The sequence below is a fragment of the Desulfovibrio desulfuricans genome (assembly GCF_004801255.1).
GTDB lineage: Bacteria > Desulfobacterota > Desulfovibrionia > Desulfovibrionales > Desulfovibrionaceae > Desulfovibrio > Desulfovibrio desulfuricans_C.
This window is the reverse complement of sequence record NZ_CP036295.1, coordinates 51,938-73,787: the sequence shown is the minus strand read 5'-3', so window position 1 is coordinate 73,787 and position 21,850 is coordinate 51,938. Positions and strand designations below refer to the sequence as shown.

15 protein-coding genes are annotated in these 21,850 nt (G+C 59.4%); 10 read left to right on the top strand and 5 right to left on the bottom strand.

The window, feature by feature from the left end:
• The first annotated feature begins 300 nt into the window (after positions 1-300).
• From DDIC_RS00310 to DDIC_RS00300, 3 genes are all read left to right on the top strand, one after another.
• Complete coding sequence (locus DDIC_RS00310) at positions 301-2,331, top strand: AsmA family protein (protein ID WP_136398594.1); 2,031 nt, start codon at positions 301-303, stop codon at positions 2,329-2,331.
• 274 nt (positions 2,332-2,605) lie between these two features.
• Entirely contained in the window at positions 2,606-3,454 is an 849-nt protein-coding gene (gene motA / locus DDIC_RS00305) for a flagellar motor stator protein MotA (protein ID WP_136398593.1), read from the top strand.
• A 173-nt stretch (positions 3,455-3,627) separates the two neighbouring features.
• Positions 3,628-4,338 (top strand): OmpA/MotB family protein, encoded by a 711-nt coding sequence (locus tag DDIC_RS00300; protein ID WP_136398592.1) that lies wholly within the window; start codon positions 3,628-3,630, stop codon positions 4,336-4,338.
• A gap of 105 nt (positions 4,339-4,443) precedes the next feature.
• On the opposite strand, the gene htpG is transcribed toward DDIC_RS00300, so the two are convergent.
• Positions 4,444-6,423: a molecular chaperone HtpG gene (gene htpG, locus DDIC_RS00295; protein ID WP_136398591.1), complete on the bottom strand. Its 1,980-nt coding sequence runs from the start codon at positions 6,421-6,423 to the stop codon at positions 4,444-4,446.
• Positions 6,424-6,720: 297 nt separating this feature from the next.
• On the opposite strand from htpG, the gene DDIC_RS00290 reads away from it, so the two are divergent.
• Both DDIC_RS00290 and cydB read left to right on the top strand, forming a co-directional pair.
• Complete coding sequence (locus DDIC_RS00290) at positions 6,721-8,037, top strand: cytochrome ubiquinol oxidase subunit I (protein WP_136398590.1); 1,317 nt, start codon at positions 6,721-6,723, stop codon at positions 8,035-8,037.
• Positions 8,038-8,039: 2 nt separating this feature from the next.
• On the top strand, positions 8,040-9,065 hold the full coding sequence (gene cydB, locus DDIC_RS00285) for a cytochrome d ubiquinol oxidase subunit II (protein ID WP_136398589.1): 1,026 nt from the start codon (positions 8,040-8,042) through the stop codon (positions 9,063-9,065).
• Positions 9,066-9,390: 325 nt separating this feature from the next.
• Here the strand turns inward: cydB and DDIC_RS00280 are convergent, their stop codons facing one another.
• Complete coding sequence (locus DDIC_RS00280; protein ID WP_136398588.1) at positions 9,391-10,281, bottom strand: hypothetical protein; 891 nt, start codon at positions 10,279-10,281, stop codon at positions 9,391-9,393.
• Positions 10,282-10,747: 466 nt separating this feature from the next.
• Here DDIC_RS00280 and DDIC_RS00275 point away from each other — a divergent pair, with 466 nt between their 5' ends.
• The gene (locus tag DDIC_RS00275) at positions 10,748-14,299 is read left to right on the top strand and encodes an FAD-binding and (Fe-S)-binding domain-containing protein (RefSeq protein WP_136398587.1); all 3,552 of its coding nucleotides are present in this window, start codon (positions 10,748-10,750) and stop codon (positions 14,297-14,299) included.
• A 135-nt stretch (positions 14,300-14,434) separates the two neighbouring features.
• Entirely contained in the window at positions 14,435-16,582 is a 2,148-nt protein-coding gene (locus DDIC_RS00270; RefSeq protein WP_136398586.1) for a hypothetical protein, read from the top strand.
• 433 nt (positions 16,583-17,015) lie between these two features.
• On the opposite strand, the gene DDIC_RS00265 is transcribed toward DDIC_RS00270, so the two are convergent.
• From DDIC_RS00265 to DDIC_RS00255, 3 genes are all read right to left on the bottom strand, one after another.
• Positions 17,016-17,216, bottom strand: coding sequence for a hypothetical protein (locus DDIC_RS00265; RefSeq protein ID WP_136398585.1), 201 nt, complete (start codon positions 17,214-17,216; stop codon positions 17,016-17,018).
• A 73-nt stretch (positions 17,217-17,289) separates the two neighbouring features.
• Positions 17,290-17,832: an NADPH-dependent FMN reductase gene (locus tag DDIC_RS00260; RefSeq protein ID WP_136398584.1), complete on the bottom strand. Its 543-nt coding sequence runs from the start codon at positions 17,830-17,832 to the stop codon at positions 17,290-17,292.
• Between the two features lie 136 nt (positions 17,833-17,968).
• Positions 17,969-18,379, bottom strand: a complete 411-nt coding sequence (locus tag DDIC_RS00255; RefSeq protein WP_136398583.1) for a thioesterase family protein — start codon at positions 18,377-18,379, stop codon at positions 17,969-17,971.
• A gap of 430 nt (positions 18,380-18,809) precedes the next feature.
• Here DDIC_RS00255 and DDIC_RS00250 point away from each other — a divergent pair, with 430 nt between their 5' ends.
• The 3 genes from DDIC_RS00250 to DDIC_RS00240 are packed head-to-tail and all read left to right on the top strand — an operon-like array spanning position 18,810 to position 21,735.
• Positions 18,810-19,895 carry a DctP family TRAP transporter solute-binding subunit gene (locus DDIC_RS00250; protein ID WP_136398582.1) on the top strand — a complete coding sequence of 362 codons (1,086 nt, stop codon included), beginning with the start codon at positions 18,810-18,812 and terminating at the stop codon, positions 19,893-19,895.
• A 58-nt stretch (positions 19,896-19,953) separates the two neighbouring features.
• Positions 19,954-20,427 carry a TRAP transporter small permease gene (locus DDIC_RS00245; protein ID WP_247647502.1) on the top strand — a complete coding sequence of 158 codons (474 nt, stop codon included), beginning with the start codon at positions 19,954-19,956 and terminating at the stop codon, positions 20,425-20,427.
• Between the two features lie 12 nt (positions 20,428-20,439).
• Entirely contained in the window at positions 20,440-21,735 is a 1,296-nt protein-coding gene (locus DDIC_RS00240) for a TRAP transporter large permease (RefSeq protein ID WP_136398581.1), read from the top strand.
• Positions 21,736-21,850 lie beyond the last annotated feature (115 nt).

Below are 21,850 nucleotides of genomic sequence, written 5' to 3'. Positions count from 1 at the left end.
GCCTGGTTGTTGTCTGGATGGTTTTGCCCGCCATGTTGATACGTCCTCCCTGCACCTGCGGCCCAGGCCGTATGGAGCGCCGAGCATTATGCGTCTTTTTTTGGCAATATATGGATTGCAAGGGCTGACCGCAACTACGACCGCACAGGGATGCACAGCAACAAACCCGCCTTTTCTTCGCCTTGCGCTGCTCGCGGGCTTTTCGTATAAGAGAAACAGTGGTCATATCCATACCCCGCTGCCCACAAGGCACGGACGGCTAACGCGGCCTTCTGGCCGCGCGACGCCTGCGGAGTTTCAATGAAGCGTGTTTTTTTATGGATTATGGGCGGCATTGCCCTGCTGGCAGGGGCGGCGTTTGTTCTGGTCAGTCGCGTGGACACGGGCTTTGTGGTGCGGCAGATCGCTGACGCCACGGCCAAAGCCACAGGCCAGCCCCTGCAGTTCGACACCCCGCCCGGAATTTCCTTTTTCCCCCCTGGCGTCCACTTTGGTCAAGCTCACTGGGGCAATGCAAGCGACGGACAGGGCGTGTCCATCGCGGTCAAGAGCGGCATGGCCCAGCTGGAACTCAGCCCGCTGCTGGCGGGCAATGTGGTTGTGCGCGAAATCCGGTTGGACAGCCCTGCCATCGAAGTGCGCGAGGGCAAATCCGTCGCCGCCGGCTCGCCCAAAACCGACCAGCCCGCCGCCGAAAACGCGCCCAAGGCCGGCGCGGAACCCGTAGCCCTGCCCATTGAACTGAAACGCCTGGTCCTGCGCCAGGGTTCGGTTGTCTATATGGCCGCTAGCGGCCAGACCCTGAGCATCAACGACGTGAATCTTTCGGTCGAAAACCTGCGCGTGGGGCAAGAGGCCGTGGTGCAGTGCGACTTTACCTTTGTCCTTGGCGGCAAAACCGCCGCCGCGTCTGAGGCTGGCAGCATGACAGGAACGCTGGCCTTTTCATCCCGTCTGCGCTACGCGCCGCCGCAGCTGCTTTTTCGGCAGACCGCGCTGACCGTCACCCCACTGACAGGGTTGCTGCCCAAGGAGGCAGGCCCTCTGCAGCTGACCTGCGAGGGTTCGCTACGGCTCAGCGACCTGCACCTGCAGCTGAACAAGGCCGTGCTCAACATGCCGCAGGCGCGTCTGAACATTTCCGGCGAGGCGGCCCTTGGCGCGCCGTCGTTTAACGGCTCACTGGAGATCGAAGGCTCGCCCCACAAGCTGGCGGCGCTGGCGGGCCAAAAAATCAAGGCCGTCGCAGGCAAGGACGAGTTGCGGTTCAGAACCATGCTGCGTTACACGTCCGATGCCCTCAACTTCAGCCAGATGCAGCTGCAGCTGGACGATATTGCCCTGCGCGGCGGGCTGCGCCTCGACCTGCCTGCTGATGCCCCTATGGGCATAACAGCGGACGTACAGGCGGGCATGATCAATCTCGACCCCTATCTGCCTGCCCCCGAGGCTCCCGCCAAGGGTGCGGAGGCCAAGGCCCAAGCCAGCGACGGCGGCCCGGCCCACGCCAAACGCACCGCCAAACCAGATGCTGCGGCAATGCGCAAGATGCCCGCCCTGGACATCCGCGCCAAGGTGGGCGGCATCAGCAAGGACGGCCTGCAGGTCAAGGACATTATACTGGCCCTCAAGGGCGAAAAAGGCCGCTACAACCTGACCTCGCTGACGGCCAGCCTTGGCAGCGGCGGAGCCGTCAAGGCCACGGGCAGCATGGACATGGCCGCGCAGACCTGCGCCGTCAAGGCCCATGCCGCCGATGTGGAACTTGGCCCGCTTATGGTGGCCCTTGGCAAGAGCCGTATGGTGGACGGTACAGCCCTGTTCGACGCGGACCTGACCATGGGCTGCGGCTCAGCGGCAGACATGCGGCAAAGCCTCGCCGGGCGAGGGCTGGTTGAAATACGCCAGCTGCACGTGCCCGCCATGGCCGAGCTTTCAAAAAGCCTGCCCATGCTCGCGGGCAAGGGCGGCCCCCTGCCCGACCGGTTTGATCTGGCCCGCGCGCCCTTTACGGCCAAGGACGGCGAAATAAACGCAGCGCCCATAACCGTGACCTCGCCCAGCCTCAACGCCCTTGGCAAGGCCCGCATCAGCCTGCCCAGGCAGCACCTCGACGCCGCAATGGACATCAAGACCCTAGGGCTGACCATACCTGTGACGGCTAAGGGACCTTTGAGTGACATTTCGTACGGCGTTGACCCCAAATTTGCCCTGGATATGGCCAAAAGTCTGCCCGGCACGCTGGTAAACACGGGCAAACAGGCCGGAGGCGTCACCAAGGACGCGACCAAGGGCGCGGGCGGCCTGTTGCGCGGCATTTTGGGCAAGTAACGCCCGGCAAACGGGCAGCCCCATGAACAGGCTGTCCGCAACATCGCGGAGCCAGCGAATTTGAACCAGGGCTTGCCTTTTCAGCGCCTTGGGCTAAAGCTATTAGCATTGCGGGCGTTAAGCATACAAGAAGGCCTGACAGTGCGACGACATGCGCACGTGATTTATGGGTACGAAATCCCGTTCATCGGGCTAGTACGCGTTTTTTCAGGGCGGCGACGCCCCTGGCAGGTGACCGAACGACACGGACAGCATTGAGAGAACAGGCGGCGGTATGTACTTACTTATAGGACTGGTCATTGTTGCGGCTTCTGTCGGCACGGGCTACACCATGGCCCACGGCGACTGGGGCGTTCTTTTTCAGCCCGCCGAGTTCATCATCATTCTGGGTTGCGGTCTTGGGGCTTTTTTTGGTTCGCAGACCAAGTACACCTTTGGCCTGGTTGTCAAAAGCCTCAAGCACCTCTTTGCCGACCCGGGTTCCAGCAAGGGACACTACCTCGAAACGCTGGCCCTGCTTTACGCGCTTTTTTCCAAGATGCACCGCGAAGGCGTCATCAGTATTGAAAGCGATGTGGAAAAGCCCGAATCCAGCCCCATTTTCAGCAAGTATCCCAACATTTCCAAAGACGCCACAGTGGTCAACTTTGTGGGCGACACGTTGCGCGTGTACCTGACCACCGGCGACCCCGCCGACATTGACAGCCTTATGGACGTGGATATCGAGACCATGCGCGAAGAAGGCATCTTGCCGGCGCATGCCGTATCGCACATGGCCGAATCGCTGCCGGGCATGGGTATTGTGGCCTGCGTGCTGGGCGTCGTGCTTGCCATGGGCAAGATCAACGAACCGCCGGAAGTTCTGGGCCACTACATCGCGGCAGCACTTGTAGGCACGTTTTTTGGTATTCTTGCCTGCTATGGCCTCTTTGGCCCCATGGGCGCAAAGCTTGAAAACTATGTGGCTGAAGAACATTTTTATTTCAACTCCATCAAGGAAGCCGTGGCGGCGGCTATTCGCGGCTCTACCCCGCTTATCGCCGTTGAATACGGACGCAGGGCCATACCCTATCCCTTCCGGCCTTCGTTTGCCGAAATGGAAGAACGCCTCAAGAGCGGCTAACAGGCCCATGCGGGGCTGGCTGCCCCCCCGGCGGGGGCGTGAACGTGCTGATATTTTGCCCTTGCGCAAAAACCTGATATGGATTGGAGGCAAGGGCGCTGAAGGCCAGCTTTTGCTGGCCCCGGCAGTATGAGCACGGCCCGGCGCAAAATACTACAGAAAGGAGAAAGCCTATGGGCGGCGGCGCATGGAAAGTGGCCTATGCCGACTTTGTTACGGCCATGATGGCCTTCTTTCTTCTGCTGTGGATCCTCAGCATGGTTCCGCCGGATACCAAGGCGGGTCTTGCCGCCTATTTTAGCGGCGACAGAAACTTCGATTCCAGTTCCACATCCCCCATTTCCAACAATCCGTTTATCCAGAATACGGACAAGATCGACGCGCGCGACCTCAAGATCAACGAGGTTGAAAAGTCGCACTACGCCATCGCGCAAAAAATCAAGCAGATGCTCATGGCTGACGCCGTGCCGCAAAATTCGTCGGGCATCAGCGCCGACGACGTGGGCGTGCAGCTGCGCGTCAACTCGGACGTCATGTTCAAGCCCGGCAGCATCGACCTGCTGCCCGAGGGCACAAAAGTGCTCGAAGCGGTGCTCAAACTCATGAACGAGTATAACCTGTACCTCGTGGTGCGGGGACATGCGGATTCGTCCGAGGCCAGGCCGCCTTTTGCCTCTGCGTGGGAGCTTTCCGGCGCGCGCGCCTCGGCCATGGTGCACTATCTCGCCAACAAGGGCATCAAGCCCACGCGCATGCGCGCTGTAAGCTACGGCGACACCCGCCCCCTCAAGCCCGGCATTGACGAACAAAGCCGCGCCATGAACCGGCGGGTAGAGTTTTTCTTCCACAGGCCCGAGGTCATGTCGTACAGCGTGGTGTACTAACCCCCGGCTTGCACAGATAAAAAATAAAGCGGCCCCCGTGAGCGATCACAGGGGCCGTTTGTATTCTGGCCATGGCCGGTACACCCAGCTGGGGCGCCCCGCCAACTATATCTTGCGCACTTCCGTATACCAGGCGGCGGCTTCCTCAAGCAGTTTGCCCGTGCGTGCGGCCAGCGCCTGCGGGTCCTTGAGGTAACCGTCCAGCAGCAGGCTGGAGTCAAACAGGCAGCCCGTCATGTCGGCAAGGATCCTGTCGTCGGCGTCGGCCTTAAAGATGCGCAGCATGCTGCGCAGCAGCGGGTGGTCGCGGTTGACCTCCAGCACTTTTACGGGGATGGAGTCGTCCTTCTGCATGACCTTGAGCAGTTTTTCCATGGAAGAGGACATGCCCCCGTCGGGCGAAACCAGCACAGCCGGGCTGTCGGCCAGGCGATGCGACACACGCACGTCGGTGACCTTTTCTCCCAGAATCTCTTTCATTTTTGCCAACAGGGCGTCAAAGCTCGCCGTATCGTCTTCCGAAAGCGGCGCTGCCGCTTCGTGTTCCGGCTGCTCCTTGTCGGCAAAATCCTTCAGGGCGTCGTCCGCCGCTGTTTCCACCGACTTGAATTCCCAGTCCTTGTACTTGGCAAGGCTGTCCATGACAAATTCGTCAACCGGCTCGTAGAGCCACAGCACCTCCACACCCTTGCGCCGGAAGCGCTCCATGTGCGGGTTGAGGCGGGCGGCCTCGCGGTTGGGCGCGGCCACGTACCAGATGATCTTTTGCGTCTCGGGGGCGCGGGCCATGTACTCGTCAAGGCTCGTGAGCGCATCTGCGTCTGCCAGCGCCGAGGAGTTAAAACGCAACAGGGCGCAGATGCGCTCGCGGTTGGCGTAATCGTGGTAGCCCAGCTTGAAGACCTTGCCGTGCAGCTGCCAGAAGCGGCTGTACTTTTCCGCGTCGTTGCCAGCCAGCTTTTCAAGATGCCCAAGGGCCTGCTTTACCAGTACCTGGCTGATCTTGCGCAGCACCACGTTTTCCTGCAGCGTTTCGCGCGAGATGTTCAGCGGCAGGTCTTCGGTGTCCACCACGCCCTTAAGGAAGGCCAGATACTCCGGCACAAGCTCCTTGTTGCGGTGCTGGATCAGCACGCGCCGGGCATAGAGATCAAGCCCCCAGTATTCACGGTCAGCGCCAAAAAAGTCCTGCGCCGAATCGGGCGTGAACAGCAGGGCGTTAAACTGCACGGGCGCGTCCACCGAAAGATGCAAGGTATCCAGCGGATCCTTGGCGTCATACGTCAGCGCCTTGTAAAAGGAGTCGTACTGCTCCTTGGTGACCGAAAACTTGGGCTCGCGCCACAGGGCGGGTTGGGTGTTTACGCGCTCGCCGTCCACCAGCACGGGAAAGGGCACAAAGGCCGAGTGCTTGCGGATGACCGATTCCACGCGGAATTTTTCTGCAAACTCGGCGGCGTCGTCCTTGAGCCAGGCCTTGATGACCGTACCGCGCCTGGGGGCGTCGCCAGTGGCGGGGTCAATGGTAAACGTGCCCAGGCCGTCGCTCACCCACACGCTGGCTTCGGCGTTGTCGCCAAAAGCCGGACGCGAGGTAACCTCGACCTTGCTGGCCACCATAAAGACGGAATAAAAGCCCACGCCAAAGCGTCCGATGATGTTGGCTGCATCCGCGGGCCGGGCATCCGCGCCTTCTTCACCAGGTGCGGCTTCGGCTGCTGGGTCTGTTGCCTTGGCGGCATTGTCCGCAGCCACGTCCGCCAAAAACTGTTCCGAACCGGACCGGGCGATGGTGCCCAGGTTTTCGGCCAGCTCGTCTGCGGTCATGCCAACGCCTGTATCGGCAATGGTCAGCACCTTGGCGTCCTTGTCCAGGGTGATGCTGATTTCGAGCGGAAGATCATGCAAGCTCGGGCTCTCGCCCCGGTTCATGCGATAACGCAATTTATCCAGCGCGTCCGATGCGTTGGAAACAAGTTCCCGCAAAAAAATTTCGCGATTAGTGTAGAGTGAATTGGTGAGGATATGCAGGACCTTGCGCACCTCAGCGCGGAATTGGCGGGAATTATTACCAGCCTCTGCCATGACAAACCTCCTGAAAAACGATATGGTTTAAAATAATATCCCTTACCGAATTTTCAAGGGGAGGCACGTAAAAAAAGCACCTGTTTTTTGCGTGGACTTTGCCGCAACGCAGCAGAAAGACTGGCTGCGGCGGTAAAATTTTGGCCCAAAAATATGAAATCATATTTCAAAAATAAGGGGGATAAATAATAATACCCGCGCCATTAAAGGAATGCGAGGTAAAACGATATTCGTAACTACTTGCCATTTGATGGGAAAAAAGCTATCTCGCCTGAAGGATATTCAAGGAGGGCCTGCATGGACGCTGTAATGCTTTCGCGTTTGCAATTCGCTGTGGCCGTTTTTTTCCATTTCATATTCGTGCCGCTCACGCTCGGTCTTTCCATCATTCTTGCATGGATGGAAACCCGATATGTCCGCACCGGTGACGAATTCTGGAAAAAACAAGCCAAATTCTGGGGAAAACTTTTTCTCATCAACTTTACCCTGGGCGTGGTGACTGGCATCACGCTGGAATTTCAGTTTGGCACAAACTGGTCGCGCTACTCGGAGTACGTGGGCGATATTTTTGGTTCACTGCTGGCCATTGAAGCCACGGTGGCCTTTTTTCTGGAATCCACATTTCTTGCCGTCTGGCACTTTGGCTGGAAGCGGGTCAGCAAAAAAATGCACCTCGCGTCCATCTACATTGTGGCCTTTGCGGGCAACCTTTCCGCGCTCTGGATCATCCTTGCCAACGGCTTTATGCAGAACCCCGTGGGTTATACCATCAATGAAACCATGGGGCGCGCCGAACTTGCCAACTTCTGGCAGGTGGTGACCAACGGTTACGCCTGGGGCATGTACGCCCACACAGTGCTGGCATCGTGGGCGCTTGGCGGTTTTTTTGTGCTGGGCGTTTCGGCCTGGCACCTGCTGCGCAAGAGCAACGTGGAATTTTTCCGCGCATCGTTCAAGATGTCCGCTGGGTTTACGCTGGCGCTTGTGCTGCTGCTGGGCCTGTCTGGCGACCAGCAGGGCAAAACCGTGGCCCAGGTGCAGCCTACCAAGCTGGCTGCGCTTGAATCGCACTGGGAAACGGGGCGCAACGTGCCCTTCTACCTGCTGGCCTGGCCCGATGAAGCCAACGAGGGCAACAAGGTGCAGGCCATTGGCCTGCCCGGCATGCTGAGCTGGATTGCCTATGGCAACGCCGATGCCGAAGTGAAGGGCCTCAAAGACTTTGCCAAGGAAGACCGACCCCCGGTTATGCCCACCTTCCTGAGCTTCCGCGGCATGATCGCCATGGCGGGAATATTTGTGCTGCTGGCGGTTGGCGCCTTTTTGCAGCGCAAAAAGGACGAACCCTGCCCGCTGCTGCTCAAGGCGTTGGTATGGAACATTCCCCTGCCCTACATTGCCATCATGCTGGGCTGGGCAGTGGCCGAAATTGGCCGTCAGCCCTGGATTGTCTACGGTCTCATGCGCACTTCCGACGCGGTATCGCCGGTACCCGCAGAGAATATCGCCATTTCGCTTGGCGGTTTTATTGTGGTGTATTCACTGCTGGGCCTGCTGGACATTTACTTGCTGCGTAAATACGCCATCAAGGGCCCCGACGCCCAGGAGGTATAGCCATGTTGGAAACCATCTGGTTTGTGCTGTGGGCGCTGTTGTGGGCCGTGTACTTTGTTCTGGACGGCTTTGACCTTGGCCTTGGCGCTTTGCTGCCCTTTTTGGGCAAAAACGAGTCTGAGCGCCGCATCATGTACAATGCTGCCGGGCCCTTCTGGGACGGTAACGAAGTGTGGCTTATTTCCGCCGGCGGCGTGACCTTTGCGGCTTTTCCCAAGGCCTATGCGGTCATGTTCAGCGCGCTGTACGCGCCCCTGCTGCTGCTGCTTTTTGCCCTTATTTTCCGGGCTGTTTCCTTTGAGTTTCGCAACAAGGTCGAGCACGACAGCTGGCGCGCCCTGTGGGACTGCGTGCACTTTATCTCCAACCTTGTGCCCTGCGTGCTGCTCGGCGTTGCCTTTGCCAACCTGTTTATGGGCATTCCTGTTGACGCCAGGGGCGTGTACCACGGCAACCTGCTTGGCCTGCTGAGCATTTACGGCCTTGCGGGCGGCGTGTTCTTTCTCTGCATGTTTTTGCTGCACGGCTCGCTGTGGCTGGCCATCAAGAGCACAGGCAGCCTGCAGACCCGCGCTGTGGCTTCGGCTACCTTCCTGTGGCCCCTCATGCTGTTGCTGCTGGTGGTGTTTCTGGTGCTTACGGGCATCTACACCAAGCTCTACGCCAACTTTTTTGCCTCGCCAGTGCTGTTTGCTCTGCCTTTGCTGGCTCTGGCCGGCCTTGTGGGCGCGCGCGTCATGCTTGGCGCGGGCAAGCTCTGGCTGGCCTGGGCCTGCAGCGCCTTGTTCATCCTGGGAGTTACCTTCTTTGGCGTGGCGGGCATGTTCCCCGGCATGATCATTTCTTCCATTGATCCTGCCGCCACTGTCACCGCCTTCAACGGCGCTTCGAGCCAGCTGACCCTCAAGATCATGCTGGGCGTGGCCCTGGTGATGGTTCCCATTGTGCTTGCCTACCAGTTCTGGCTGTACAAGACATTCTCCGCGCCGGTCACCAACGACGACCTCAAGGACGAGCACGCCTACTAGCCTGCTCTGCCGGTTGATTGACAAAACGTCCCGCGCTGCCTTGCAGTGCGGGACGTTTTTATTGATCAAGGCAATTCCGGCGCAGAACCGCAAACAGCATAAAAAAACTGCAGGCGTAGACAGATATATTTTACCACGCACGGCCGCAGCAGCGCTTGCGCTTGCGCGCGACGCCGCGCGGGCGGGCATTTCGCCGATTCATACGCGGCCACTCGCCTGGCACGCCGCACGAGCTGGCAATGCGCGCAAAAAACCGCACCGGGGCGTAAAAAGCGCCATGCCGGTGCGGCCCAATGTCTGCTTTAGTTCAGCTAGCCCGGCAGGCTCAGTCGGTGGATTCGACCTCGCGCACGCAGTAGCCCTGCTGGTGCAGGGGCGTAAAATAGTTGGTTCCCCAGGTTACGGCCAGCACAAACACGGCGGCAAAAATACCGATGGCCGGGCTCCACAGCGGCGTGGCCGAAAGGGCCAGCCGCATGAGCAATGTGCCGATAACAAAGCCGGAATTGCGAAACACCGCATGAAAGGCGGGCATGTACCGCTGCGCTATGAGCACCATGGCAATATCGGCAAAAATCAGCACCGTGTAGAGCGTCTCAAAAAAATTATGTTCCTCGCCGGTTTGCACAAAAAGGACAAGATCCCTGAGGCCCGTGAAAAGAAAAATGCCGAACAAGGCCAGCGCCAGCATTTTTTTGCTCATGACATAGCGCATGCGCAGATCGGCGGAGGCGATAAAGTGCAGATGCTGCCTGGCAATACGCTTGTACAGCCCCAGGCACAGATACACGGCCAGCGCTCCCGCCCCGGAAACCGCAATGTTGAGAACCGGCAACAGGTCGTTGACCACGCTCACGGGTTCGGGCAGGTGGGCCAGCTCCTTAAAAGCGTTGCGCAACAGTATGAGGGTGAGAATTTCAAACTGCTTGCCCATGGATTGCGAAAGTGAACTGGGTATCACCAAGATGAGGCTCATGACCTCAAGCCCGAGAATCAACGTAAATGCCAGATGGATCGCATAAAAATGGCTGCGCGGCGTGATTGCCGCCAACCAGGGCGGAAAAATGCTCAGCCTGTTCAGCTCCACCCCAAGCAGCGAGAGCAAGTATACCCACAGGATGCACAGGGCCACCCTCCGCTGGGTTGTGGCCCGCTCCCAGGCAGAATGCAGCCAGTCAAAAACATCCGTAATAGGCTGTAATTTTACAATAAACATCAAAGATAACTCCGTAGATAAAAGCGGAAACTCCCAAGGGGGCCTGCCGTCAGGCAGAGAATATCCACAGCCCGCCAAATGTCAAAGACTACTATTCCTGTTATCGCGTATTACTGGCCTGATCGTGGCGCGGGGCCTGCCCTGCGCACTTGCCAACCGCCCATATAGAACGTAGATAAAAGGCTTCCCCGCGCAAGAGACCATCGGCGTACCCGGTGGTTTTAAAAATTGCCAGCCGCCTGCGGCCTGACAAGCGCGCGAGCTGTTACCCATTTACCATGCCGCCCGACCCCGCACAAATACGGGCTTCGGTTCGGCATGGTTGGCTATTGGCGGCGCAACGCATGGCAGGTGAGGGTTACGGCAAGATGCGGGGCACAAACGGCGACGGGTTGCGCATACCCGCCCTGTCTTCATTGGATTTGACCGGCGGCAACGCCGCAAGAGCTTCATGAGGTAGAACGTCATGCCCCACAAGGGTCCGCATATCTCCATTTCTCCTGACTATGTGGTGAACAGGATTCTGCGTATCAACATCGACGACTTCGCAGAATGGCCCGAATCTGTCCGCAGCCTGGCCATCGCCATAGCCGAAGAGCTTTTTCTGGTGGCCTACAACCCCTTTATCAATGCGGAAACCGTGCGCACCAGCGTGCGCGAGAGCTTTGACAAGGAATCGGTTTCGCTGGCGCACTACTACGCCACCGCCATCAGCGAAGGCCTTACCATGTTCTGGTCGGCCCACGAGGCCGAGACGGCCTTTCGCACCAAACTGGTGGACGCGCTGCACCGCATCCTGCCCGATGAGTGCATCCTCACCAACCCTGCCGCCATGGTCGAATCGGCCACCGACGCCACAGACCTGCGCATGGAACTGCCGCTGCTGGTCGTCGAGCCAGACAATACCGAGCAGGTGGCCGAGCTGGTCAAGCTTGCCAACGACATGAAGTTTGCGCTTATCCCGCGCGGCGGCGGCTCGGGCATGACCGGCGGCGCTGTGCCCGCGCGCAAGCGCACGGTCATTGTCAGCCTTACGCGCCTTACGCGCATAGGCCCCGTCGACCTTGAAGCCATGACCGTCACCTGTCAGGCGGGGGTCATCACGCAGGCTGTCATCAATGCGGTGGACGCCAAGGGCGCGCTTTTTTCCGTCGACCCGGCCTCCAAACAGGCCTCGACCATCGGCGGCAACGTCTCTGAAAACGCAGGCGGCCCCAGCGCCTTCGAATACGGCACCACCCTCGACAACCTGCTGTGGTGGCGCATGGTTACCCCTACGGGCGAAATAATCACCGTCGAGCGCGAAAACCACCCCCGCCACAAGATTCTGCCCGACGAAACCGCCGTTTTTGTGGTCAAGGACGTGAGCGGCGGCGTGCGCAACGTGGTGCACCTGCGCGGCGACGAGATACGCCTGCCCGGCCTTGGCAAGGACGTGACCAACAAGGTTCTGGGCGGCCTGCCCGGCATGCAGAAGGAAGGCGTGGACGGCATCATCACCGAGGCCTGTTTTATCATCCACCCCAAGCCCAAGTACAGCCGCGTCATGGTGCTTGAATTTTTTGGCCGCTCCATGCACCCCGCAGCCGTGGTGGTGCGCGAGCTGGTGGCCCTGCGCAACCGCATCCGCCAGGAGGGCGACTACGCCCACCTTTCGGCCATGGAAGAATTTAACGCCAAGTACGTGCAGGCCATCGAATACAAGCGCAAGTCCGAAAAATACGAGGGCTCGCCCATTTCGGTCATCATCCTGCAGGTGGACGGCGACGACCCCTACCTGCTCGACAAGTGCGTGGCCGACATCGTGGGCGTTGTCGAACAGCAGGACAACGTGGATATTATCGTTGCCGCCGACGACAAGGAAGGCGAGCGCTTCTGGGAAGACCGGCACAGGCTCTCGGCCATCGCCAAACGCACCTCGGGCTTTAAAATGAACGAGGACGTGGTTATCCCCATGGACCGCATCCCCGACTTTGCGCTGTTCCTTGAGCAGATCAACCTTGAATGCACGGCAGCGGCCTACCGCCACGCCCTGCAGGAAGTGGGACGCCTGCCGGGCTTTCCCATGGAAGACAAAGACTTTAACCGCGAGTTTTCGCAGGCCTCCAAGGCCGCCTCGGGCGACGTGGCAGCCGCCGAAGTTTCGGACATGGAGCTGGCCGCCAGGGCGGAAGACTTCCTTGCCAAGCTCAAGGAAAAATATCCCCATCTTGCCAAAAAAATCGACAAGATCAGGGAATACATGGACGCCAGCCGCATTGTGGTGGCCAGCCACATGCACGCGGGCGACGGCAACTGCCATGTGAACATCCCCGTCAACTCCAACGACGCCCATATGCTGGAAGAAGCGGAAGAAACCGCAGCCCGCATCATGGCCGAATGTCAGGAGATGGGCGGCGAGGTCTCGGGCGAGCACGGCATAGGCATCACCAAGATCGCCTTTTTTGGCAAGGACAAGATGGACGCGCTACGCGCCTTTAAAGAGCGCGTTGACCCCCGCGACGTCATGAACCCGGCCAAGCTGGTGTTTCGCGAGCTGCCGGTCAGGCCCTTCACCTTTTCGTTCAACAGGCTCATCCGCGATATCCGCGAGAGCGGCCTGCCCGATAAGGAAAAGCTCATCAGCCTGCTCACTTCCATTCAGGTTTGCACCCGCTGCGGCAAGTGCAAGCAGGTCTGCTCCATGTGCTACCCCGAGCGCTCCATGCAGTATCACCCCCGCAACAAAAACATGGTGCTGGGCATGCTGCTTGAGGCTGTCTACTACAGCCAGGTCAACAAGGGGCGCATTGACGAAAGCCTGCACAAGGCGCTGCGCGACATTGTGGAGCACTGCACGGCCTGCGGGCGTTGCATGGCCAACTGCCCGGTCAAGATTCCCTCGGGCGAGGTGGCCCTTACCCTGCGCGCCCTGCTGGAGCACGAGGGCGCGGGCGGCCACCCCATCAAGGGGCATGCCCTCGAGTGGCTCTCGGGCGATATTCAGCACCGTGTGCCCAAGGCGGCCAAAATGGCCTCGCTGGGCCAAAAGATGCAAAACAAGTTTCTTGGTTTCGTACCCGAAATGTGGAAGCGGCGCATGAAAAGCCCGCTGTTTTCCGGGCGCGGCCCCAAGATGGGCTATACCAACCTGTACGAGGCCCTCAAGCTGCACAAGGGTTCCATCTTTGCACCTGCCGAACCCGCGCCGGGCATGCCCTGCGTGCTGTACTTCCCCGGTTGCGGCGGCGCGTTGTTTCATGACCGCATCGGCATTTCATCCGTCATGCTGCTGCTCAAGGCGGGCTTTGCCGTTGCCGTGCCGCCCAGGCATCTGTGCTGCGGCTTTCCTCTGCTGGCGGCGGGCATGGATACGGCCTTTGAAGACAACATGGCCCAAAACCGCCAGTATCTGGCCTCCATGCTGCGCAACCTCGCCAAGCAGGGCTTTGACTGCAAGCATCTGGTCACGGCCTGCGGCTCGTGCCGCGACGGCCTTGAGCGCCTGCACATGGAAACGCAGTTTCCCCAGCTTACCCTGCGCGACGTGGGCCAGCTTACCCTGCCCCTGCTCGACAAAAAGGATCTCAGGGGGCCCCTGCCCGAGGGATCGCAGGTCGTCTACCACGGCGCCTGCCACTGCGAATGGGCCGACGTGCACAAGATCAAGGGGCAAAAGCAGATCGTCAAGGCGCTGGGCGACTTCAGCGGAGCCAAAATCTCCCTCAACCCCGGCTGCTGCGGCGAATCTGGCATGGGCGCCATGACCTCGCCCGAAATTTACAACCTGCTGCGCTCGCGCAAGCAGCAACGCCTTGGCGACGCCTTTGAAGAAGCCAGTGATGCGCCGGTCATTGTGGGCTGCCCCTCGTGCAAGATCGGCATTGGCCGCTGCCTTATCAATATGCACGACAAGCGCCCGGTCATGCATGTGGTCGAGTGGCTGGCCGGACAGGTCGACGGCGAGGACCGCCGCCAGACCTTCCGCAAAAAGGCCAACGAAGCGCGGGGCGAAGTGCGCATCGTCGACGTAAAATAACGTGCAGCTCAAACGGCGGCCCTGTCAGACAGCACCGCCCGCCGCCTGCCAACCGGGCGGCATCTCTGCAAAAGATAACGCGCGGGGGGTTCCGGATCACGGGGCCTCCCGCGCAAACACAAGGTCTGTCAGCACATGGCGCAGCCTGCCAATTTTGCCGCGTCACAAGACGGCGCATCCCCGGCCTTACCGTCTCCCTCCCGTCTGATTCTGCCAGCCCCCGGCTGGGGTTGGTGGGCTCTGCTGCTGGCTCTGCTGCTGCCTTTTGCCTACGCCTGCTGTTTCCTGTTTCCGCGCGGGGACGACTTTGACGAGGTCACCAGGGCCATGTTTCCCTTTGACCTGCCCGGCGGGCTGTATGAGATCGTGCGCGAGTGGCTTACCTGGAGTGGTCGCTACACCTATCACTTTCTTGCGGTATTTCTGGGCAAGGCGGCAGAGCTGCGCCCTCTTTACGGTCTTGTGTGCGCAGGCGTGGCGGCGCTGTACGGCCTGGGGCTGTACGGCCTTGCGCGCGTGGTGCGGCTGCGGCGCGGGCCTGCCGCCTTTTGCGGCCTGCTGGCCGTGCTGACGGTGCTGGCCTGCCACCAGAGTCTGCCCAACCTCTACCTTCTTACAGACAGCCTGACCATGGGCCTTTTGCAGGCCATGACGCTGGTGTACCTGTGGGTGCTGTGCCGCCTGTGGACCGCGCCCGCTGCACAGGCGCGCTCGGCGCGCAGGCACGCCGTCATTGTGGGCGTGCTGACCGTGGGCGTGTTTGAGCATTCCGCCTTGGCGGCGCTGACCGCCAGCACTGTTACGGTTTTGCTGGCCCTTGCCGACCGCTTTGACGCCCGTGAAACAGAGCCCGACGCCGCGCAGACGGCCCGCATGCGGTTTCGCCATATGTGCGTTGTATGGCTATGGATTTTTGGCGCGCTGCTTGTTTCGTTTCTTGCGCCGGGCAACCAGATGCGCAGAGCCACCCGCCATATTGATACGGCCACGCAACTGCGGCAGCTGGCTGCGGCGTTTGACGAATGGCGTCATGCGGCCTTCTGGTTTTTTGACGGGCTGTGGCCGTGGGCGGTGCTGCTGCTTGTGCTTGTACTGCGAGGCCTGCGGGGGCAGCCTCCGTTGCGCCCTTCCGCCGGCGCGGCCCGTTCGGGCCTGCTGCTGGCGGCGCTCGCCGTAGCGGCCTACATGGGCCTTTCGGGCCTTATCACCGTGCTGCACGCCTTAAGCGACGTGACCGTCAGCTCTTCAAGCAAATTGCCCTCCGGGCTGGCCATTTTTTCTGCCTACGCCTTTGGCTTTGCCCTGTGGGGAATACTTGAAGCCATGCCTGCTCTGGAGCGCGCGCTGGCGCGGTTGCCCCGGCAGGCACTGATGCCTGCCCTGCTTGTTCTGCTGCTGGGATTGCTGGCTGGCAGCGCCAACTGGCGCACTACGGCTGTCAACACGGTCAACGGCAGCATGCTGCAGCTTGGCCTGCAGCTGCAGCAACGCTACGACGCCCTGCAAGCCATTGGACAGGCCGCGCAAGGACAAAATACCTCTCCGCGCTTTGGACTGCTGGGCGAAATTTACCGTCCCGGAGCACGCAAGCGGGCCATTGACCCCAGCCAGCCCCAGCCTGCGGTGCAGCGCAGTATCCCGGATGAAATTTTTCCTGTGCAGACGGGCGAGGCCCTGCCCGCGCAGCCGGAAACGTGGCCCAACCTTTGGGTGGCCTGGATGTTCGGGCTTGGCAGCGTGCACAGCGCCCAACCCCTCGCCAGTGCCGCCGTTGGCGCGCTGACGGCGCGGGCCGAGCTTGCGGCGCAAAAACCGCTGGCGCTGACGCTGACGCAGGACCTGGGCACGCATGGCATCGACGGCGCATGGCTGGTGCGCGCCAACGGCGCGCCCGCTGGCGTAGAAGCCCTCTCCGCCTCTGCCACCTTCAGCAATCTGTGGCTGGTACTGCACGGGCAGGACATGACCCGGATTGAACGCATTGCGGTTTTGCGCGTCAGCAAGCCTGACTGGCGCAGGCTGTTGCCGCTGTTTGTACAGCAGCAGGCAGCAGAGATGCTGCTTGCGCGGCCATCCGTCAAGTCCGTCGCCGCGCCTCTGGCGGAAGACCCTGCCCAGATTGCCGTTGCCCTGGCTGGCGAATACCTGCCCTTTGCCGCAGACGCCTGGAAAACCGGCCAGTATCTGGCCGTGCCGGTCTGCCCGGCCGCCAGCACGCCTCTGGGGCTTTTTGTGGGGATAAACAACGGAGCGCTGGTCAGGCTTGACCTGGCAAATCGCTGACTTTGGCGGCCACGCCCTGCGGCGTAAGCTACCTTGCCCAAGGCACGGACTGAAGATGGTTGTAGCGGAACGAAAAAACGCCTGAGCCTCAGCCGTGGACACCTGCTCAGGCAACGAATGCCGCTCGCGGTGCCAGGGCAGTGTATGCCGCAAGTCAGCCTGCAAAAAATCCCGCCCCGGTCACAGCACGTCCTGCGGGCGCGTTTGGGTGCGGTTCTCGCCATGGGCGCAGGGTTGGCCGTACACAATATACCGAAGTCCATGGGGCGCACGGGCTACACGGCGCAGCACCTGCCGCGCAAAATAGGGCACGTAGCTCCAAGCACGGCCTTTTGGCCACGAAACATCGCGCAGGCCGCTGACAGCGCCGCATATTCATGCGGCAAGGCCTCCTGCTGCACAAACAGACGCAAACCCTCAATTTCCAGCGGCGTTATCGGGATAGACTGCGTGCCGCAATAGTCGACGCCAGCCCCGCAGCGGGTTTTTGCCCCCTGTGGTCAATGGCCCTCGCCATGCCGCAATCAACCGGAGCATAAGCGTCCAGCAACAGATCCATGCCGGGCAGCATGCGCTCCATACGCCGGTTGTGGTACCTGCAGCTTACGGCGTCTTTTGCGGCACAGCCAGCCATTGAAGTTCCTTTTGCACATTTCAGCCCCGCAGCGCATTGCGGATGGGCAACGCCACGGGGCCGCAAGAGCGGGTTATTTAAGCCGCAGCGTCCAGTCGGCCATGGCCTGCATAAGCGCCGCCACCTGTTGGGCAAGGGCCTCGTCCTGCACGTCGCCGTTGTCGGCAAACGCAGGGGTAAAGGCATTGGAGAACAGCTCGGGCTTGTTCAGCAGGTGCAGGTTCAGATACACGCACACCTGGCGCAGATGGTACTGCGCGCGCGAAGTGCCCATACCGCCGCCCGCGCCCACAATGCAGGCCGTCTTGCCCGCCAGCGGGGCAAGATCAGGCTCGCGCGAAAGCCAGTCCAGCGCATTTTTGAGCGCCGGGGCCAACGAATAGTTGTATTCCGGGCAGGCCAGCACCAAACCGTCCGCAGCGCTGACCAGATCAATCAGCTGCTGCGCTGCCTCGGGTTTTTCCATATCCGCATTATACAGCGGCAGGGACGAAATATCTGCAATCCGCAGGCTTACGCCCTGTGGAAGATGCGCAGCGCAGCAGCGCAAAAGCCCGGTATTGCGCGAGGCCTTGCGCAGGCTGCCCGATATGCCGACAAAAGTAAGATTCTGCATATAAAAACTCCTTGTATTGCACAGACCCTAGCAGATTACTGCGTTTTGACGCAAAAGCCCACAACAACAGCCAACGGCAGGATGGCCCCCGCGCCGTAACGATTCGACTTCTGGCCCCTACTGTTTATCCTGTTGGCTAATCCTTGGGCTGCCCCTTGGCCCTGGTGCGCGCCTCAAACTTTTCCCTGTTCACCACCACGCGCTCGTGCGTGCCCTCGCCAATAAGCCCGGCCTCGTCGTGGGCGGCAACCTTAAAGCTCAGACCCTTGCCGTTGGCGGAGACAGCCGTCAGCTCTGCGGTAAAGCGCACCTTCATGCCCAGCGGTGTTGCAGCCACATGGGTCACGCTTATGCCGGTCCCTACAGTAGTTTGCCCCTGCTCAAGGCAGGCTTGGGCCACATCCACGGCTGTCGCTTCCATCCAGGCCACCATCATGGCGGTTGAAAACACGTCGACCTTGCCGCTGCCCACGCTGCTTGCCAGCATGGATTCCGTGACCGTGGTTTCCAGAGTGCCTGTCATACCTGGCTGTAGTGTCGTGCTCATCTTGCCTCACTGCCGTATAATGTTTGATTGCATAACTTGTTGCCAGCCATTTTGATGGGAGCATATTTATGGTGCATGATAAAGCACATGCCCACCCCTTTCAACGTGGCGTCAAACCAATTTTCTCCACAGCCTGCCACGCAACACCCCAAAAAAATCTGTACCATTCTGCGTAAGTCTGGCATAAATAAAGAAATACTCATTCGCGATCTTTATACCGAGGGTACCTTTCAGCGGCAACGCCCGGCCACAAGCCCCGCTGCAAAACCTGCTGGCGTCCATCGGCCCACAAGGCTGCCAAAGATCCCGTTATTACGGCAGAGCCGCCAATGCTGCGAAGGATTGGCGCTCATACATGTTGCCCGCGCATGTATGGCAAGGTCTTGTTTGTTACCCTTTTGATGAGGAGATTGTGAATATGAAAGGCTTTATGCGTTGGACATGGGGCGTTGTGTTCGTGTGCCTGCTGTCAGCCGGGGCATTGCTTGCTTTATCGCAGAAGGCTGAGGCGGCCTACAAGGCAGAGTACAAACTCAGCGTTGTTCCTGGCGCCACCTCTGGCTGGGGCCTCACAGCTGCCCGTTTTGCCGAACTGGTCAACGAGCGCACCAATGGCCGCATAAACATCAAGGTCTATCCCTCCAGCCAGCTGCTGGCAGGCAAACAGACCTCTGAATTTCTTATGCTGCGCAACGGCGCCATTGATTTTGCGCTGGCTTCGCCCATCAACTGGTCGCCCCAGATCAAGGAGCTGAACCTCACGGCGCTGCCCTTTTTCATGGCCGTGCAGCCAGACCGCTACAAGGCAATCGATGCGGTCACCGCTGGCAAGTCGGGCGCAATGCTGATCGCCGCTGTTGAGCATAAGGGCGTTAAATTTCTGGGCTGGGGCGAAAACGGCTACCGCGAAATGACCACAAGCAAAGGCCCCATCACCAAACCCGAAGACATGCAGGGCCTCAAGATCCGCGTGGTTGGCAGCCCAATTTTTATTGATACTTTTCGTGCGCTTGGGGCAAACCCCGTCAACATGAACTGGGCAGAAGCCACAACGGGCTTTCAGCAGGGCGTTGTGGACGGGCAGGAAAACCCCACCAATGGCATCAATATTCCCCTGAAAATATGGGATTTCCACAAATTTCTCTGCGATTGGCACTACGTCATTGACCCGCTGATGCTCGGCATCAATCCCGCTGTATGGTCACAGTTTACGCCCGAAGACCAGCAGATTCTGCTTGCCTGCGCCAAAGAAATGGAAGCCTACAGCAAGGCCCTCTCCCGCCTTGGCATGGACGATGGCGCTTCGAAGGCCTATCTGGAAAAAATCGGCAAACTCCCCGAAATCAACGACCCCTATGCCTGCCTTGAACAGCACGGCATGACCGTTTCGCGCCTTACACCCGAGCAGATTGCGCAGTTCCATAAGGCCACCAAGGCCGTGCGCGATGACTGGGCAGCAAAAATCGGGCCCGATCTGGTCAAGGCAGCTGAGCAGGATATGGCCGCAGCAAAATAGCATCACCCCCCTCATGACGCCACGGGCGTTCGAGGGGGGTTTTTCAGGGATGGGTACAATGATGTGGAGTCTGTTGGACAAACGGTTTGAGGATCTGCTGGGAGCATTCATACTGGCTGCAATGGCTGTCATCGCATTTATCAACGTGATAGTACGTTACTGCACTTCTTTTTCTTTTGCATGGACAGAAGAAATTACCATCAATTTCTTTGTCTGGATAACTATGCTGGGCACGGCCCGCGCCTTTCGCGAGGGTGGGCATCTGGGCATGACCGCGTTGTACGATTCACTGCCGCTGCGCTATCGGCGCATCTGCTACTGGGGCTCTGTACTGCTTGGCGTGTGTTTTTTTGGCGCACTGTGCTGGACTGGCTTCACAGAGGTCGTGGACGAAATTGATCTTGACGCGACCTCTGAGGCCCTGGGGATTCCTGTATGGTGGTACACAATTGCCACCCCGCTGTTTTCCCTGCTTATTATTTTCCGCATTGCGCAAAGGGCTTTTGAAGACCAGCGCACCAACAACTTTTAGGCGGGGGATACTATGGACGCACTGCTTCACGATCCCGCCTTCTGGTTGTTGACGCTTTTTCTTGTTCCCCTGCTTTTTCGCGTGCCCATTGCCCTCGCGCTGGGCTTTTCCGCCCTTTTTGTGGTGTGGAAGTGGGATATGGGCGTCAGCATGCTTTCCTACAATTTCTTTGCAGGAATTGCCAAGTTTCCACTGCTTGCCATACCCTTCTTTATTCTCGCGGGATACATCATGGAGCGGGCAGGCATAGCCGCCCGCATTGTGGCGCTTATGGAGGCCCTGGTGGGTTCCATGACCGGCGGGCTGGCCGTGGCCACTGTGGCCGTGGCCACATTTTGGGGTGCTGTCAGCGGCTCCGGGCCTGCCACAGTGGCTGCCCTGGGCCTCATACTTATTCCCGGCATGGCCAAGGCTGGCTATGACAAGGCATTTGCCACGGCGACAGTTTCTGTCACGTCTGGCCTTGCCATTGTCATACCCCCCAGCATAGCCTTCATTGTGTATGGCGGTGTTGCGGATGTATCGGTACCGGCCCTGTTTGCAGCGGGTTTTGTACCAGGCATTGTTGTGGCTTTTTTTATCATGGGTGCGGTGCTGCTTATCTCGCGCAAACGCGGATACAAGGGCAAGCCACGTCAGCAACCCGTCGGCAAGGCGCTGCGCGAAGCATTTTGGGGCATCATGACCCCCGTGGTTATTCTTGGCGGCATTTATGGCGGTGTTTTCACACCCACAGAAGCTGCCGCTGTGGCCATATTCTATGGGCTTTTTGTGGGCGTATTTATTTATCGCACAATCAACAGCCTTGAAATTATTATCGAAATTTTGACAGAAACTGCCAAGGCAACTGCGATAGTAATGATTGTGGTCACCTGTGCAGGCCTGTATTCGTGGGTTGGCTCAGCCGTTGGGCTGGTTGAAAAATGTTCTGGCGTCTTGCTTGGCATGTCCAATACCCCATGGATAGTGCTGCTGATGATCAACATAATCCTGCTGATTGCAGGCATGTTGCTGGACGCCATTTCCATCTACTATGTATTTCTGCCCTTCATGTTGCCCATTGTCAGCCACTTTCAGTGGGATCCTGTCTGGTTTGGCATCATGATGACAATCAACCTTGCCGTGGGCCAGGTTACGCCGCCTGTGGCCGTAAACCTCTATGTTGGCGCCAAGATCAGCGGCCTCACCATGGAGCAGATCAGCAAGGAGGCATTGCCGCTTATTGGGGCAGCCCTGCTTGCGCTGGCCGTCATAACGGCCTTCCCCTCCATCACAACCTTTGTTCCAAAATTTCTTGGCCTGTACTGATTGATCACCGCAGCCCGGCCGCAACTGTTGCGGTCGGGCTGCGTGAAAACAATGCGCCGTCCTGCAATATTCCATAATGTCTGTAGCTCAAAATGAAAAAGCCCTCTCAGAGAGA

Excerpts from the sequence above, each read along its gene's own strand:
- DDIC_RS00310 (WP_136398594.1), top strand. The coding sequence starts at position 301 with ATGAAGCGTGTTTTTTTATGGATTATGGGCGGCATTGCCCTGCTGGCA.
- motA (WP_136398593.1), top strand. The coding sequence starts at position 2,606 with ATGTACTTACTTATAGGACTGGTCATTGTTGCGGCTTCTGTCGGCACG.
- DDIC_RS00300 (WP_136398592.1), top strand. The coding sequence starts at position 3,628 with ATGGGCGGCGGCGCATGGAAAGTGGCCTATGCCGACTTTGTTACGGCC.
- htpG (WP_136398591.1), bottom strand. The coding sequence starts at position 6,423 with ATGGCAGAGGCTGGTAATAATTCCCGCCAATTCCGCGCTGAGGTGCGC.
- DDIC_RS00290 (WP_136398590.1), top strand. The coding sequence starts at position 6,721 with ATGGACGCTGTAATGCTTTCGCGTTTGCAATTCGCTGTGGCCGTTTTT.
- cydB (WP_136398589.1), top strand. The coding sequence starts at position 8,040 with ATGTTGGAAACCATCTGGTTTGTGCTGTGGGCGCTGTTGTGGGCCGTG.
- DDIC_RS00280 (WP_136398588.1), bottom strand. The coding sequence starts at position 10,281 with ATGTTTATTGTAAAATTACAGCCTATTACGGATGTTTTTGACTGGCTG.
- DDIC_RS00275 (WP_136398587.1), top strand. The coding sequence starts at position 10,748 with ATGCCCCACAAGGGTCCGCATATCTCCATTTCTCCTGACTATGTGGTG.
- DDIC_RS00270 (WP_136398586.1), top strand. The coding sequence starts at position 14,435 with ATGGCGCAGCCTGCCAATTTTGCCGCGTCACAAGACGGCGCATCCCCG.
- DDIC_RS00265 (WP_136398585.1), bottom strand. The coding sequence starts at position 17,216 with ATGGCTGGCTGTGCCGCAAAAGACGCCGTAAGCTGCAGGTACCACAAC.
- DDIC_RS00260 (WP_136398584.1), bottom strand. The coding sequence starts at position 17,832 with ATGCAGAATCTTACTTTTGTCGGCATATCGGGCAGCCTGCGCAAGGCC.
- DDIC_RS00255 (WP_136398583.1), bottom strand. The coding sequence starts at position 18,379 with ATGAGCACGACACTACAGCCAGGTATGACAGGCACTCTGGAAACCACG.
- DDIC_RS00250 (WP_136398582.1), top strand. The coding sequence starts at position 18,810 with ATGCGTTGGACATGGGGCGTTGTGTTCGTGTGCCTGCTGTCAGCCGGG.
- DDIC_RS00245 (WP_247647502.1), top strand. The coding sequence starts at position 19,954 with ATGATGTGGAGTCTGTTGGACAAACGGTTTGAGGATCTGCTGGGAGCA.
- DDIC_RS00240 (WP_136398581.1), top strand. The coding sequence starts at position 20,440 with ATGGACGCACTGCTTCACGATCCCGCCTTCTGGTTGTTGACGCTTTTT.